The organism is Sphingomonas bacterium (assembly GCF_028289855.1).
Classification (GTDB): domain Bacteria; phylum Pseudomonadota; class Alphaproteobacteria; order Sphingomonadales; family Sphingomonadaceae; genus Sphingomonas.
Genome location: NZ_JAQGKZ010000100.1, coordinates 79,697 through 95,153 on the forward strand (window position 1 = coordinate 79,697; position 15,457 = coordinate 95,153).

Below are 15,457 nucleotides of genomic sequence, written 5' to 3' on the forward strand. Positions count from 1 at the left end.
GTCAGTTGAACAGGCATTCGAGCGTCAGCCAAAACTTGGTCGTGTCGGTCGCAAAGCGCTTCGCCTCGTATCGCGCAACGCGCGCAGCGAGCGTGTAGCGCCCGCGCTTGACGAATCCGATCGCGTCGATTTCGGCGCCGTAGAGACGCACTAGCCGATCGCTGGCGAAGCGGTGGTACGTCGCAGCGACACCATAGCCGCTGAGCACGCCTTTGCTCTTCCACGTGCCCGCGACCGTACCGTAGAGGTCGCGCACGCCGTCGGGCGGCGTCGAGCCGAACTTGCCGGCCCATCCCTGGAACTTGAAGAACGAGGCGAGCGGCGTCTGGACGCTGGTCAACGCGACGCCCTTGTCCGCACCGAGCACTTCATAGCCCACCGTTGCCGACCAGACCGGACCGGCTAGGGCGACCTCGCCAAGGTAATAGCTCGCGGCATAGTCGTTGGGGTTACGGCGCCAGTTGCTCTGCCGAGCGAAACTGGCGGCGTAGGCTAGCTTCCAGCCCTTCGCGACCGGGTGCGAGCCGGCGAAGCGCGCGCCATAGGTCTGGCTCGACAGGCGGAACCCCGACAGCGCGGGCAAGTCCTGATCGACCAGATAGGCGAAGCCGCTCAACGTGCCGATCGGCGTGGCATAGGCGATTTGCCCGAACCAATTGTCGCCCGGGACCGACCGCGGCCGCGCGCCGGCGCCGTCGATCCCGTTCACCGTGCGCACGTCCCACGAGTAAGCCGCGTCCACGCTGAACTTGCCGCGAGCCCACTTGACGCGCACCGAATCGAAGGTCTGCTGGTTCTGCCGCCAGCTCGACGAGCCGACGAAGCGCTGGTCGCCCAGTTCGAGCAATTGTCGCCCGGCGATCAGCGTAAAGCCGTTCTTTTCGTACGCGATCTGCGCACGGTTGAGCTCGATATTTTGCGGGTCGGCGATCAGCGGCAGCGGGCGGCCGTTGAGACCGTCATAATAATCGCCCGCGATTGCCAGCGTCGCCTCGGCCTCGACCGAGGCAGAGAACGGCCCGGTCTTCGCCTGCACGCCCGTGCGGATGCGCATGGTTACCGCGTCGGACGGGTCGGCGATGCCGTCCTGATCGACATGCTCGTAGCGCAGCCGCGCGTCGATAAGGGGCTTGAGCTTGATGTCCCGCGCGCCGGCGGGTCCCGAATAGAGTGCGCCGCCCAGCAGCGCGAGCGGCAGTGCCCGCTTGTTCGTCAATCGCATCTGCCGCCCCTTACGCTGCGCTGCTCGCCAGCGCGCCGTCGAGCTGGTCCAGCTCACCCGACGCCCGCGCCTTGCGGCCATAGACCAGCTCGAACACGGGGCCTGCCATCATCGTCGTCACGATCGCCATCAGCACCAGCATCGAGAACAGGGTCGGGCCGATGATACCCTTCTGCAGCCCGATATTGATGATGATCAGCTCCATCAGCCCGCGCGAATTCATCAGCGCGCCGATGCCGAGCGCCGTCCGGTTATCCTCGCCCGACAGCCGCGCTGCCGCCCAGCATGCGCCGAACTTGGCGAGGATCGACACAGCAAGGATGCCGAGCGCGATCAGCAGCAGGGTCGGCGAATTGACCATGTCCATCCGGGTGTTGAGCCCCGAATAGGTGAAGAACATCGGCAGCAGCAGCACGACCGCGAGCGGCTCGACCTTGCGCTTGAGTTCTTCGACGAACAGGCCGCGCGGCATGCAGGCGCCGAGCAGGAAGCCGCCGAAGATCGCGTGAATGCCGATCGCGTCCATCAGGAACGCCGACATGCAGAACAGCATTATCGTGATCGCAAGGACCGTGGTGCTCATCTCGCCCTTCGCCTCGACCGCACGGCCGAGCGGCTCGAGCAGCTTGCGACCCCAGATCAGCATAAACGCGACGTAGATCGCGGCACCGCCGATCGCGAGGATTGCAACGCCCGGCCCACCGCCAAAGGTCGCGAGCACCAGAGCGAGGACGCACCACGAGGTCGCATCGTCGAACGCACCGGCGGTCAGCGACAGCGTGCCGAGCGATGAATTGGCGAGGCCGCGCTCGTTGATGATCCGCGCGAGCATCGGGAAGGCAGTCAGCGCGATGCACGCGCCCATGAACAGGGTCGCGTTGGCTTGGCTGATCCCGGACGTGAACAGCCCGTCGACGCCGAGCAGCCACGGCGTGATGAGCGCGGCGAGCAGGAACGGGGCGGCAATTCCGGCGGCCGACACCGCGCCGGCACTCTTCGCCTTGGACCGGAAATGGTCGAGGCGGAGCGTGGTGCCGACCAGGAACATGTACAGCCCAACGCCGAACTGCGCGCCGGCATACAGCACGTTCTTGGTTTCCTTGGGGAACAGCGCGCCCTCAAATCCGGGCAAGAGCAAGCCGAGCAGCGACGGCCCGAGGATCACGCCGGCGATCATCTCGCCTACCACCTGCGGCTGGCCGAGCAGCCTCTTGCCGGCCCAGCCGACCACGCGGCACGCGAGCAGGATCACGGCGAGCTGGAGAAAGAAGTGAATGCTGAAGTCGCCCGGCGCGAAACTCTTCGCCGCGCCCGCGACCGCAGGGCCGTGCGGCGACAGGATTCCCGTCACCGTCGACACAAGGCTGCCGATTACATCCTGCTGCATTTCTCTCCCCTTTTTGATCCCGGTGCGGCGCTTGGGTGCCGCGATTGGTGGAAGGAGAAGAAGAATTGTGAACGTTCGCAATCCCAAAAAGCGCGCTTTGGCGGGACGCCGGTCACTTTTCCGGCGGCGACGCGATTTGTGTTGCGATGATGCTACAAAGTAGTAACGTACCTACATTATTGACGTTGACGGGAACAGGCCGTGAAGGCGATTTCGAGCCGCGACTTCAATCAGGACGTCAGTCAGGCGAAGCGCTCCGCGCGATTCGAACCGGTGTTCGTAACCGACCGCGGGCGCCCGACGCACGTGCTGATGAGTATCGAAGCTTTTCGCCGTCTGTCGGGCGAAACCGACAATATCGTCGACATGCTTGCGATGCCAGGCCTGACCGATCCCGGTGCAGACCGCGCTGCCAATGATCCGTGGCGTCCGCGTCTGGTCGGGCGCTGATGCATCTGCTCGACACGCCAATCGTCGCGGCGTTGCGCAATGCGCGCGCGGGGCAAGCCGATCCCGGCATCACCGCCTGGGCGTCGGGGATCGCGCGCGAAAGCCTGTTCATCTCGGTGATCACGCTCCACGAGCTGGAGGCGCAAGCCGGGCAGGTGGCGCGGAAGGACCGTAGCGGCGGCGCGCAGTGGCGCGCGTGGCTCGACGATCATGTGATGCGCGCGTTCGACGGTCGCGTGCTGTCGGTCGATGCCGCGGTGGTCCGCCGCGCAGCGCAGCTTGGCTACGTCGACCAGCGTGATGGCTTGCTCGCAGCAACCGCGCTCGAACACGGCTTCACCCTCGTTACGTTGCGCCCGCGCGCGTTCAAGGCGGCGCGGGTGAAGCTGTTCGACCCGACCGGCTTCGTGCCCGAGACCGCGGTCGACGACTGGCGCCAGGCCGCACGCGCTGCGCCGGTCTGGGTCAAGAACCTATTCGTGCGCAGCTAGGCAGGCTAGGCTTCGGGCATGGAGAACAGGCGCAGCATCCTGATCGTCGGCGGCGGCACTGCGGGCTGGCTGACCGCGTGTTACCTTGCGAAGTTCTTCGATCTGGTGCGGCATCCGTCGTTGTCGGTTACGCTTGTCGAGTCGCCCGATATCGGGATCGTTGGGGTCGGTGAGGGCGCCTTTCCGACGATCCGCACCACGCTGCAATTCCTCGGTATCGACGAATATGATTTTATCCGACGGACGTCCGCGACGTTCAAGCAGGGCATCCGCTTCGACGATTGGGTGCACACGCCCGTGGGTGGCAAGCACAGCCATTTCATCCATCCCTTCGAAGCACCGCTTTACGCTCACGACGAGAGCCTCGTGTCGCACTGGCTGGCCGAAGATCCGACGACCCGACCGCCGTTCGCCGAGGCGGTTACGATCCAGCATTGCGTGTCGGAGCAGCAACGCGGCCCCAAGACCGCCGCCGAGGGCGGGTTCGCCGCGCCGCTCAATTATGCCTATCATTTCGACGCCGCGAAGCTCGCGGGGCTGCTCGCGGCGCGCGGGCAGGAGCTGGGCGTGCGGCACGTTGAGGACAAGCTGGTTTCCGCAACGATCGCCGAGGACGGCACGATCGATCACTTGCAGTTCGACCGCGGCGGGCGGATCGAGGCCGACCTCTATATCGATTGCACCGGGTTGCGCGCCGAACTGATCGGGGCGGCGCTCGGCGAGCCGTTCCTTTCCGCAAAACGCCACTTGTTCACCGACCGCGCGCTCGCGTGCCGCGTGCCCAATGATTGCGCCGACGCGCCTCTGCCTAGCTATACCATTGCCGCCGCGCACGAGGCAGGGTGGCTGTGGGACATCGGCCTGCGCAACACGCGCGGCGTCGGCTGCGTCTACTCATCTGCCCATATCGATGAGGACCGCGCGCGTGCGATCCTGGCGGCGCATCCCGGCGTGGGTCACCGGGCCGAGGAGGCTCGGCTGATCTCGTTCGAACCCGGCTGGCGCGTGCGGCAATGGGTCGGCAATTGCGTCGCGGTGGGGATGTCGGGCGGGTTCGTGGAACCGCTCGAATCGACCGGCATCGTGGTGATCGAGGCGGCGGCCGCGATGATTGCCGAACTGTTTCCATTCAACGGGCCCGCCGATGCGCCGGCCGACCGCTTCAATGCTCTGATGACCGCGCGCTACGACAACCTCGTCAATTTTCTGAAGCTGCATTATTGCCTGAGCCGGCGCGACGAGCCGTTCTGGCGCGACAATGCCGATCCGGCGTCGATCCCCGATCCGCTGAAGGCGATGCTGGAGCGTTGGCGCTTCCGCCCGCCGGGCCGGTTCGACTTCCTGCTCGACGTCGAAACCTTTGCTTTCTTCAATTACCAATATGTCCTCTACGGAATGGAATTCCGCACCGAGCGGATGATTCCCGCGAACGGCGATGCCGACTCCGATCAGGCATCCATTTTCGCGCGCATCCGCAATTTCGGGGATCAGGCGATCCGCGAACTACCGTCGCATCGCGACTTGGTCGAACAGATCAACGCCGGAAGTTAGCGGACGCGCTTCCCATCCTTTTTCTCAGCCCCCGCAAGATTCGCGTACGATCAAATCCGTCGGCAAATGGACCGGCGAATGGTCGGGGGAGAAGTCGAGCACGCGCGACACCAAGAGACGCCCAGCCTCGGCCGTGTCCTGGCGGATCGTGCTTAAGGCCGGCGTGCTCAGTCTGCTGAGCAACATGTCATCATAGCCGACGACCGACACATCGCTCGGCACCGCTAGCCCGCATCGCCGGAGCGCGCGGATCGCACCGAGGGCGATGAGGTCGGACGACGCTACCACGCCGTCGAATGTTACGCCCTCGTGAATCAGCCGCGCGACCGCCGCTTCCGCCGCTTCGAGTTCGAACTCGACCGGCACGATCAGTTTGGGGTCGCCCGCCAATCCGCTTTCGGCGATGCCGTCGAGATATCCGCGCCGGCGCTGCGATGCCTCTGGATCGCTGCCGCCCAGGAACATGATTCGCTTGCGGCCCATCCGCGTCAAATGAAGCGTCGCGCGCTTGCCGCCCAGGACGTTGTCCGAGCCGATCGAGCAGTACCGCTGGCCCGGAATGTGCGCACCCCACACTACGAAACGCTCCTTGGTCGCCGCAAGTTGGTTGAGCTGGTCGTGCAGTGCGCCCTGACCCAAGAAGATCACACCACTTGCGCGGCTGGTCGTCACGGCATGGACCAAATCTTCATAGCCGACGGGTGAGATATGGCTGACGACGAAATCGCAATCGCGCGCGCGCGCAGCCTCGCCGATTTGCGCGATCAACTCCAGGAAGAACGGGTGCGTCAGCGGCACTGGGCGGCCGCGGACGTGCGGGGTCACGATCGCGATCGAACCCTCCGCGCCGATCGGGGCGGCGGGCATATAGTGGCGGAACGGGTAGTTATGCTCGCGTGCCAGCGCCCAGACGCGCTGCTTGGTCTTGGTGCTGATCACCGGCTCGTCGTTGAGCGCGCGCGACACCGTCGACACCGATACCCCGGCCAGCCTGGCCAGATCCTGTAGCGTTGTATTGTTGTTGCTGTTGGTGCCCATTGTGCCCAAGCTGTGAAAGAGGAGCCGACTAGAGGTTGCGAGACACGATTTGCAAGCGACGAAGGGAAGCAGCGCTGCTCCGGGAGTGACGAGTAGCCGCCCACGGGTCGGGCTCTTGCACATCTGGAATATGTGCATCGGCCTGTTCGGCGTACAGATCGTCTGGGGCCTGCAGAATGTCGATACCAGCCGTATCTTTCAGACCTTGGGCGCGGAAATCGCCCAGTTGCCGATCCTGTGGATCGCCGCGCCGATCACCGGCCTGCTGATCCAGCCGCTGATCGGCTATTGGTCCGACCGCACCTGGGGGCCGCTTGGCCGGCGGCGGCCGTTCGTGCTTGGCGGTGCGCTGATGACCGCCGCGGCGATGGTCGTGATGCCCAACGTCACCAGCCTGTTCGCGGCGAGCGTGGCTTTGTGGTTGCTGACAGCCTCGGTCAACATCGCTGCCGAGCCGTTCCGCGCGCTGGTCGCCGACAATCTGCCCGATGAACAGCGAACGGAGGGCTATGCCGTCCAGGTATTTTTCATCGGTGCCGGCGCGGTCTTTTCGTCCGCCTTGCCGTGGATCCTGTCGCACGGGTTCGGCGTTGCCGGCGTGGCGCCGCCGGGCCAGTTGCCGGCAACGGTGCGGCTGAGTTTCGAAATCGGTGCGGCCGGGCTGGTCGCCACCGTGCTGTGGACTGTCCTTACGACCCGTGAGCGGCCGCCCCAAAGCCTCGCCGCAGACGCGCGCGATCACGCCCGGTCCGAACTGCTCAGCGCGGCCGCCGCGGTGACGCTGACGCGTAGCGGCGTGATCTGGACGGTCGGCGGCGTGGTGATCGCCGTACTGGCCAGCGCCAGGGGACTCGAGCGCGAGATTTATGTGCTGGCGGCGATCGCTACCGCCTTCGGCCTCGCCCAGCTCGCGGTGGTGGCGATGCGCCGCCGCGGCCACCGATCGCTTGGTCTGTTCGAGATCGTCGAGGATATCCTGCACATGCCACCGGTCATGCGCCGGCTCGCCGTCGTGCAATTCCTGACCTGGTTCGGGCTGTTCTGTTTCTGGATCTACGCGATTCCCGGTGTCTCTTCGCACCATTACGGCACCACCGACACCGCTTCCGCCGCGTATAACGAAGCGGCGGACTGGGTGGGGATATTGTTCGCCGGTTACAATGCTGTCGCCGCGGTGGGCGCCCTGCTGCTCCCTGCGATCGCACAGCGCATCGGCCGTCCGGCGACTCACGCCGCGTGCCTGGTCGCGGGCGCAGCGGGGCTGCTCGGGTTCGTGCTGATCGACGATCCGACGCTGCTGTGGATGCCGGTGATCGGCATCGGCTGCGCATGGGCGTCCATTCTCGCACTTCCCTATGCGATGATCGCGGGCGCGGTGCCGCCGGACAAGATGGGCGTCTATATGGGTATCCATAACACCTTCCTCGTCCTCCCCCAGCTCGTCGCCGCGACGGTGCTCGGCGCAATCGTCAACGATCTGCTCGGCGGCCAGGCGATCCTGGCCCTTGGCCTAGCGGCGGCGGCACTATTGGCCGCCGCGGTCGCCGCGCTGACCATCGATGATTCGCAACACGTATAAGCAATCTATGCAAATGTTGCACTAGAAAAATTCGACTTACGCAACGTTTGCCGGACATGCGGTATAATAACCCGGCAAAATCGTGCTTGATTCTCGCAAAATTTTACGCAAAGAAGTGCAATAAGTTGCACGGTAGACGATCGAGCCTAAGTCTCGCGGTGCCGGGAGCGACGGGGCGGACGGCAATTGGCCGCCGGACGGGAATGGCATGAAGCCTCCATGATGAGGGGCGATTGCAAGGGGAGAGGGATCGATGACCAATTCGTACGCCCGGCGCTTATGGACCGGCGCTTCGCTGATGACGCTGGCGATGATGGGCACCGCGCCAGCCTTCGCGCAAACCGCGCCTTCTACATCCGCAACCGACGCGGCTCCGCAAGCCGACGCGACGGACAATAGCGATAGCGACATCCTGATCATCGGCACGCGCCTTGCACTGGGCACCGCCGCAGAAACCAAGCGCAATGCCGCCACGGTGGTCGATTCGGTCAGCGCGACCGATATCGGCGCGTTCCCCGACACGTCGGTGTCAGGCGCCTTGTCGCGCATTCCGGGCATCACCGTGTCCCGCTTGCAATCGACCGACGATTCGACCCATCCCTCGGGCGAAGCAGCCGGCGTGTTGCTCCGCGGCCTGCCGTTCGTCCGCACGCAGTTCAACGGCCGCGACAGCTTTTCCGCCGATGCCGCGCGCGGGCTCAACTTCAACGACATCTCGCCCGAGCTGATGTCGCGCATCGACGCCTATAAGAATACCACCGCCGACATGATCGAGGGCGGCATCGCCGGCACCGTCGATCTGCGCACGCGGCTGCCGTTCGACCAGAGGGGGCTGGTCGTCACCGGCAACGGCAAGGCGAGCTATGGCGACCGGTCGAAGAAGTGGACCGGCGAATTCTCCGCATTGGTTAGCGACACATTCGAGACCAATATCGGCCGCTTCGGCTTCCTGGCCGACTTCGCGCGCAGCCATGTCATCACGCGTACCGAAAGCGTGATCATGGACAAGATCGACACGTATTGCTCGGCGGGCGCGACCAAGCCGGACGGAACCGCGAATGTTGGGTCGAACGGCCTGATCGGCTGCACAGCCAATCCATTCGGCGGCACCGGCTGGGCCTATATTCCTGACGGGATCCGCTATTCGCAGGTCGATTACGACCGCACGCGGCGCGGGATTTCGCTGGCCGGCCAGTTCCAGGACAAGTCCGAACGGTTCCTGTTGACGCTTCAATATAACGATTCGAAATACAAGAACTCCTGGCTGGAGCGTGCCAGCCACGTCATTTTCGACGGCAATTATTACGGTACACAGGCTTTCAATCCCCGTACGGGTACTATCCTGGGCGCGGCCGACGGCACGCCTGCGCTGACCTTCGGGTCGAACGGCATGCTGACCTCGGGCGTGCTGACCCAAGGCCATGGCAGCTGGGCGGGCAGCTGGAGTAGCACGCAGGACGCGATCAACACCGGATCGGCCGTCCCGGGTCTTCCCTTCGTCAACAATTGCGCCGCCCCGTCGGTCTGCTCGACGCTGCGCGACGGGCTATATTTCCAGAACGAGGCGCGCAATTTCGACCATAAAGAGGGCACGCGCGACTTCTCGGCCAACATCGACTGGAAGATCAGCGACAATCTGCGCCTGACGCTCGACGGCCAGCGCATCACCGCCTCGACCAACAATAACGACATCCTCGTCGCGGTCGGGTCGATGGCCAACATGCAATATAGCGTGAATGCGGACGGCACACCGAAGGTGACGCTGCTGCCCGGATCGAACGTCAATTACGCGAGCGGCGGGCTGTCGAATCCGCACAATTACTGGATCCCGTTCATCCAGGGTCACGTTGAGGACAATGACGCCGACGAATGGGCCTTCCGCGGCGACCTGCAATACGATTTCAGCAAGACCGGCTGGTTGGACTCGCTGAAGGTCGGCGTGCGTTATGCCGACCGCAACCAGACGGTGCGCTATTCGACCTTCAACTGGACGCCGATCGCGGCGAGCTGGAACTGCAACGGCCCCGGCTTCAACGCCGACAATACGACCGGCGGCGCCTATCCGGCGTGTGCAGCCGGACATGCACCCTTTGCGGGGTACGGCGCCGGCATCTGGGAGTCGACCACGCTCGGCAGCAATTTCTATAATGGCGCGGTCTATGCCAACGGTCCGCTGGTCTATCTCAACCGCGCGACGCTGCAGGACTTCCCCGCGCTGATCACCGCGCTGGGACCGCGCACCAACGCACCGCTCAACAGCTATACGCCGATCTGCGACCGTACGGAGGCGACGGTCGACAATTGCTTCACCCCGGCGGAAGTCACGCGGACATCGGAAACTACCACGGCGGGCTATGCCATGCTCAGCTTTGGCGGCGACCGGCCGATCTTCGGCGGCGGTGTTCGGGTGCAGGGTAATATCGGCGTCCGCGTCGTGCGGACGAAGGTGGTCAGCGACGGATCGGTCGCCTATCCGACGCCGACGGCGCTGAACGCGCTTCCCGTCTGCGGGACGCCGCTGTCGGGAACCGCTGTCGTCAACCCGCGGTGCTATCTGACGCCATCGATCCTGGGGTTCGCCAACGGCGGCGGCTCTCCCAATTCGCTGGCGGCGTCGTACACTAACGTGCTGCCCAGCTTCAATTTGCGGCTCGGGCTCGACGACAAGAGCTATATCCGCTTCGGCTATTCGCGTGCGCTCTCGCGGCCCGATTTCGGTCTGCTGCGGAACTACGTGTCGATCAATTCGGCGATCATCAACACCGGACCGGATTCGCCCTACGTCGTCTATAACTCGCCGACAGCGGCACACACGGCCGCCAACGTCACCGGCTACAACTTCGTGTTCAACGCGGAATCGGGCTATGCCGGACTGCGGCCGATGACTGCCGACCAATTCGACCTGACGTTTGAACGTTACATGGGCAAGTCGTCGTCGCTCTCGATCGATTTCTTTTACAAGAAACTGCACAACACGATCTCGTATGGGCAATTCAACCGCACTTTCACGAACGGCGGGTCGACCCAGAACGTGCTGCTGCGCGGCCCGCGCAACCAGTCCAGCGGCGGTGAGCTGAAGGGAGTCGAAATCGGTTACCAGACCTTCTTCGATTTCCTACCGGGCGTGTTCTCGGGGTTGGGCATCCAGGCCAACTACACCTTCGTCGACCAGAGCGGGATCAAGAACTCCAACCTGATCGCGGTCGGTGCGCTCGATAACGGCGGCACCGGCGGCCAGGGCGCGGGCCTCGACGTGAGCGGCGGACGTGGTGCCGTGATCGACTCGCACCAGTTGGCCGGCATCTCGAAACATTCGTTCAACCTCGTTGGTTTGTATGAGAAGGGTCCGATCGCGCTACGGGTCGCATATAATTGGCGGTCGCGGTTCCTGACCAACAACTTGGACTGCTGCATCGGCCTGCCGGTGTTCCAAAAGGCGGCCGGGTTCCTCGACGGGTCGCTGCGCTTTTCGATCACCAAATATTTCGAATTGTCGCTCGAAGGCCAGAACCTGCTCAACACGCGGGTCACCTACCAGCAGCAGATATTCGGTGACTCCGCGGTCTCGCCAGGCGCGAAGCCGGTCTACATGGACTCCAACTGGGGCGTCGTCGACCGGCGTTTCGCGATTGGCGGGCGGTTCAAGTTCTGATTTCCTCCACTGGGCGCCGCTCGCTCCTTGGCGATTCAGGCGGCGCCCACTTTTTCGGCAGGGAATAGGGGCATGGCAGAGACAGCACCGCTCAGGATCGTTATTGTCGGCGGCGGCACCGCCGGATGGATGGCCGCGGCCGCGCTGTCGAAACTGCTACCCGCGCGCGACTATATTCTTACGCTGATCGAATCCGACGAGATCGGCACGGTCGGGGTCGGCGAGGCCACGCTGCCGCACATCAAGGTGTTCAACGACACGCTCGGGATCGACGAGGCGCAGTTCATGCGCGAGACCCAGGCGAGCTTCAAGGTCGGCATCGAGTTCGTCGGCTGGGACCAGCCCGGCGATCGCTACGTCCATCCGTTCGGCACGTTCGGCGAACCCTGGGGAGGAGTCGATTTCCAGCATCACTGGCAGCGGGCGCGCGGCGCCGGGATCGATGTAGGTGACCTGCACGATTACTCGTTCGCGATCGCCGCATGCCGCAACAACGCGTTCGAGTTGCCCAACGAAGACTCGAAGTCGATCCGCTCGACTTACGCCTACGCCTATCACTTCGACGCTGGGCTCTACGCCGCGTTTCTCCGCCGCTGGGCGACGGCGCGGGGGGTTGAGCGCATCGAGGGCAAGGTCGTCGATGTGGCGCGCGATGCGTCGAACGGGCACGTTGCGTCGGTCACCATGGAATCGGGCGCGGCGATCGTCGGCGACTTGTTCATCGATTGCAGCGGGTTCCGCTCGCTGTTGGTCGGTCAGACGATGGGGACGGCATGGTGCGACTGGAGCCACTGGTTGCCCTGCGACCGCGCGTTCGCGGTACCGAGTCTCCGCACCGAGCCGCTGCTTCCCTTCACCCGCGCGACCGCGCAGGAGGCCGGGTGGACGTGGCGGATCGGGCTGCAGCATCGCACCGGCAACGGCTATGTTTTCTCCAGCCGCTTCACCGATGAGGAGCGTGCGCGCGACGTGCTGCTAGGCGCGCTCGACGCCGCCCCGCTCGGCGAGCCCCGGATGCTGCGCTTCCAGGCCGGACGCCGCGCTGCCGCCTGGGCCGGCAATTGCGTCGCGATCGGCCTCGCCGGAGGCTTCCTCGAGCCGCTCGAATCGACCTCGATCTTCCTGATCCAGGCCGCCGTCATGGACCTGATCAACCTGATGCCGACGCGCCGCAGCGGCATCGACCCGCGCCTCGCCGCCGAATTCAACCGGCTGTTCGAGGTGCATTACGACCGCAGCCGAGACTTCATCGTGCTTCACTATATGGCAAACCGGCGCGAAGGCGCGCTCTGGGATCACGTCCGCACTATGGAGCTGCCCGACGGGCTGGCCCACAAGATCGCGCTGTTCCGGGCCTCGGCGGCAGCCCCCGACTATCGCTACGGGCTGTTCTCACGCGACAGCTGGCTCGCGGTTCTGGCCGGGCAAGGCATTCTGCCCGACGCGCACAGCCCGCTCGCAGAGGCGGTTCCGCTCGCCGAGATCGAGGAAAAGCTCGCCGATCTCAAATATCGCATCGACGTCAACGCCGCCGACATGACCGGACATGGCGATTTCATCCGCAGCTATTGTCAGGCGCCCGCGCTGGAGCCAGCGGCATGAAGCACGTCGTGATTCTCGGCCGCGATGCGCCGTTGTGGTTGTCCGCCAGCGTGCTTCAAGCGTCGCTGCGCCCGGCGGGAGTCGAGGTTACCGCGATCGAGCTGCCGACCAAGCTCTACCCGTCCGATGTCTATGCGACGTTGCCGGGGATCGAAGCGCTGCACGCGCGGCTGGGGCTGGACGAGCGCGACCTGTTGCGCGGCACGCGGGGTGCCTATTCGCTCGGGCAGAATTTCGTCGACATGCTCGGCGGTACGCCGGCATTCCTCAACGCCTATGGCGGCTATGGCGCGCCAATCGATGACCGCGATTTCTTCGGCTATTGGGTCAAGGCGCGCGACGCCGGGCTGCCTGCCGAGTTCGAGGCCTTCTCGCTGACCGCGGCTGCCGCGCGGCAGGGCCGCGTGATGATTCCCGACGAGGCGAGCGAAGCCTATGGCCGCGCCGACTACGGCTATCATCTGCCTGCGATCGCCTATGCCGGCGGGTTGAAATCGGTCGCGACGCGGCTCGGTGTCGATGTTGTGGCGGCCAACCATATCGTCGTCGACCGCGATGCGTCCGGCGCGATCACCGCGCTCGTCGCCGACGGCCACGCGATCGCCGGCGACCTGTTCGTCGATGCGACCGGCGACGATGCCGCGCTGATCGGCGTCACGCTCGGCGTCGCGCAGGATAGCTGGCGTTCTTGGTTCCCGGTCGACCGCGTGTTCACCGCGTGCGGCCCGGCGTTCGACTCGATCCCGACCTATGCCGAACTGCGTGCCTGGCACGGCGGGTGGACCGCGCTCTATCCCGGTCAGGCGGCGACTCATGTCGTCCACGCCTTTGCCAGCGGCCAGACCAGCGACGAGGACGCGCTGCGCGGCGCGGGCGCCGCGAGCGGACTTACGCTGAGCGACGCAGTGCTGCGCCCGTCCAACCCCGGATGCCGTGCCCAGATTTGGGCGCACAATTGCGTCGCGATCGGCGCGGCGGCGTGCGCGCTCGACCCGGTGCACAATCTCGACCTCCACGCGGTCCAGCTCGGGCTGATCGCCCTCCTGTCGAACTTTCCGGCGGGTGCCGATGCCGCGCCGAGCGGCGCCGAGTATAACCGTATTATGCGATCGTCGTTCGAGCGCTTGCGCGACTATCAAGCCGCGATCTACGCGCTCGCCCCCTATCCGGGATTGTTCTGGCATGCCGGGCGCGAGGCCGCGCCACAACCGACGCTCGCACACATCATCGCCACGTTCCGCGCGCGCGGCGAGTTGCCCCCGATGGAGGAGGACAGCATCCCGTTCGACCATTGGCGCGCGCTGCTGACGGGGCTTGGCGTCGTGCCCGAAAGCTGGCCGCCGCGGATCGACGCGACCGACGATGCGGAGATCGCGGCGCAGTTTCGCCGGATGCTTGGCTTCGTGAAGGAAACGGTGTCGCGACAGCCGACTCATAGCCAAGCGCTCGGTCATGGCTGAGCCGGTGCGGCTCCCCGCGCGTACCGCCGATCTCGCCGCGCTGCCCTCGGTCGCGGTGCGCGACGCAGCGGCGTTCGCGGACATCATCGCATCGAGCGAGCCGGCGATCGTCAGGGGACTGTTCGCGACTTGGCCCGCGCTCGCGGCCGGGATGCAATCGCCGGCGACACTCAACGCCTACTTCAAACGCCTCGATTGCGGTGTGGCGGTGCCGGTGATGGAGGCACCGGCGCGGCATCGCGGTCAGTTCGCCTATGGACCAGATCTGCGCGAGTTCACCTTCACCAAGCGGACCGCACCGCTCGGCCACACGCTCGATCGGATCGAAAGCCTGGCCGGCCAGGACGACGTGCCGACCGTCGCGATTCAGATGCTGCGGCTCGACCAGGCTATGCCCGACTTCGTCGCGCAGAACCCGATGCCGGCGTTGCCCGGTATCGGGCCGCGCCTGTGGCTCGGCGGCGCGGTGCACACGCGCACGCACAACGACCGCGACGACAATCTCGCCTGTGTCATCGCCGGGCGCCGCCGCTTCGTGCTGTTCCCGCCCGACCAGGTCAGCAACCTCTATATCGGCCCGCCCGACAATCCGCCGCCCTTGTCGCTGGTCGACCCCGAGGCGCCCGACCTCGCGCGCTTCCCGCGCTATCGCGACGCCATCGCCGCCGCGCGCGTCGCCTTTCTCGAGCCCGGCGATGCGCTCTTCATGCCACGCTATTGGTGGCATCACGTCACCTCACTCGATCCCTACAACGCCATGGTCAACTATTGGTGGGGCGGTGGCGACCAGCCGAACGACGCTTTCCTCACGGCGATCCTGGCGTTCCGCGACTTGCCCCCCGGCGCGCGCGACTATTGGCGCGAGATGATCGCAGCCCACGTGTTCGACGAGCGCGGCGACGTGGTGTCGCATATCCCGGCACCGTTGCGCGGGCCGCTGGGCGCGATGACGCCCGCCCGCCGCGCTGCGCTTCGTCAGCAACTTGCGTCCGCCGCCGTCAAACCTCCCCAATGAAAGACCCGCG

11 protein-coding genes are annotated in these 15,457 nt (G+C 65.2%); 8 read left to right on the top strand and 3 right to left on the bottom strand.

The features are described from left to right. Position 1 precedes the first annotated feature (1 nt). The gene (locus JWM94_RS11710) at positions 2-1,222 is read right to left on the bottom strand and encodes an alginate export family protein (protein WP_299426888.1); all 1,221 of its coding nucleotides are present in this window, start codon (positions 1,220-1,222) and stop codon (positions 2-4) included. A gap of 10 nt (positions 1,223-1,232) precedes the next feature. Continuing rightward, positions 1,233-2,609, bottom strand: coding sequence for a cation:proton antiporter (locus JWM94_RS11715; RefSeq protein ID WP_299426891.1), 1,377 nt, complete (start codon positions 2,607-2,609; stop codon positions 1,233-1,235). 201 nt (positions 2,610-2,810) lie between these two features. Here JWM94_RS11715 and JWM94_RS11720 point away from each other — a divergent pair, with 201 nt between their 5' ends. From JWM94_RS11720 to JWM94_RS11730, 3 genes are read left to right on the top strand one after another with little or no spacing between them, the layout of a single operon-like run. Beyond that, entirely contained in the window at positions 2,811-3,059 is a 249-nt protein-coding gene (locus tag JWM94_RS11720; protein WP_299426894.1) for a type II toxin-antitoxin system Phd/YefM family antitoxin, read from the top strand. After that, complete coding sequence (locus JWM94_RS11725) at positions 3,059-3,550, top strand: PIN domain-containing protein (protein ID WP_299426897.1); 492 nt, start codon at positions 3,059-3,061, stop codon at positions 3,548-3,550. Before JWM94_RS11720 ends, JWM94_RS11725 begins: the two co-directional genes overlap by 1 nt. Before the next feature lie 18 nt (positions 3,551-3,568). Then, complete coding sequence (locus JWM94_RS11730; protein ID WP_299426900.1) at positions 3,569-5,101, top strand: tryptophan halogenase family protein; 1,533 nt, start codon at positions 3,569-3,571, stop codon at positions 5,099-5,101. A gap of 24 nt (positions 5,102-5,125) precedes the next feature. On the opposite strand, the gene JWM94_RS11735 is transcribed toward JWM94_RS11730, so the two are convergent. Continuing rightward, positions 5,126-6,139, bottom strand: coding sequence for a substrate-binding domain-containing protein (locus JWM94_RS11735; RefSeq protein ID WP_299426903.1), 1,014 nt, complete (start codon positions 6,137-6,139; stop codon positions 5,126-5,128). Between the two features lie 115 nt (positions 6,140-6,254). Here JWM94_RS11735 and JWM94_RS11740 point away from each other — a divergent pair, with 115 nt between their 5' ends. The 5 genes from JWM94_RS11740 to JWM94_RS11760 all read left to right on the top strand — a co-directional run bounded on the left by JWM94_RS11740 (position 6,255) and on the right by JWM94_RS11760 (position 15,447). Then, positions 6,255-7,718 carry an MFS transporter gene (locus tag JWM94_RS11740; RefSeq protein ID WP_299426906.1) on the top strand — a complete coding sequence of 488 codons (1,464 nt, stop codon included), beginning with the start codon at positions 6,255-6,257 and terminating at the stop codon, positions 7,716-7,718. Positions 7,719-7,971: 253 nt separating this feature from the next. After that, positions 7,972-11,370 (top strand): TonB-dependent receptor, encoded by a 3,399-nt coding sequence (locus tag JWM94_RS11745; RefSeq protein WP_299426909.1) that lies wholly within the window; start codon positions 7,972-7,974, stop codon positions 11,368-11,370. 72 nt (positions 11,371-11,442) lie between these two features. Further along, positions 11,443-12,972 carry a tryptophan halogenase family protein gene (locus JWM94_RS11750; RefSeq protein ID WP_299426912.1) on the top strand — a complete coding sequence of 510 codons (1,530 nt, stop codon included), beginning with the start codon at positions 11,443-11,445 and terminating at the stop codon, positions 12,970-12,972. Continuing rightward, positions 12,969-14,432, top strand: coding sequence for a tryptophan 7-halogenase (locus tag JWM94_RS11755; RefSeq protein ID WP_299426915.1), 1,464 nt, complete (start codon positions 12,969-12,971; stop codon positions 14,430-14,432). Before JWM94_RS11750 ends, JWM94_RS11755 begins: the two co-directional genes overlap by 4 nt. After that, entirely contained in the window at positions 14,425-15,447 is a 1,023-nt protein-coding gene (locus JWM94_RS11760) for a cupin-like domain-containing protein (RefSeq protein ID WP_299426918.1), read from the top strand. Before JWM94_RS11755 ends, JWM94_RS11760 begins: the two co-directional genes overlap by 8 nt. The last annotated feature ends 10 nt before the right edge of the window (positions 15,448-15,457 follow it).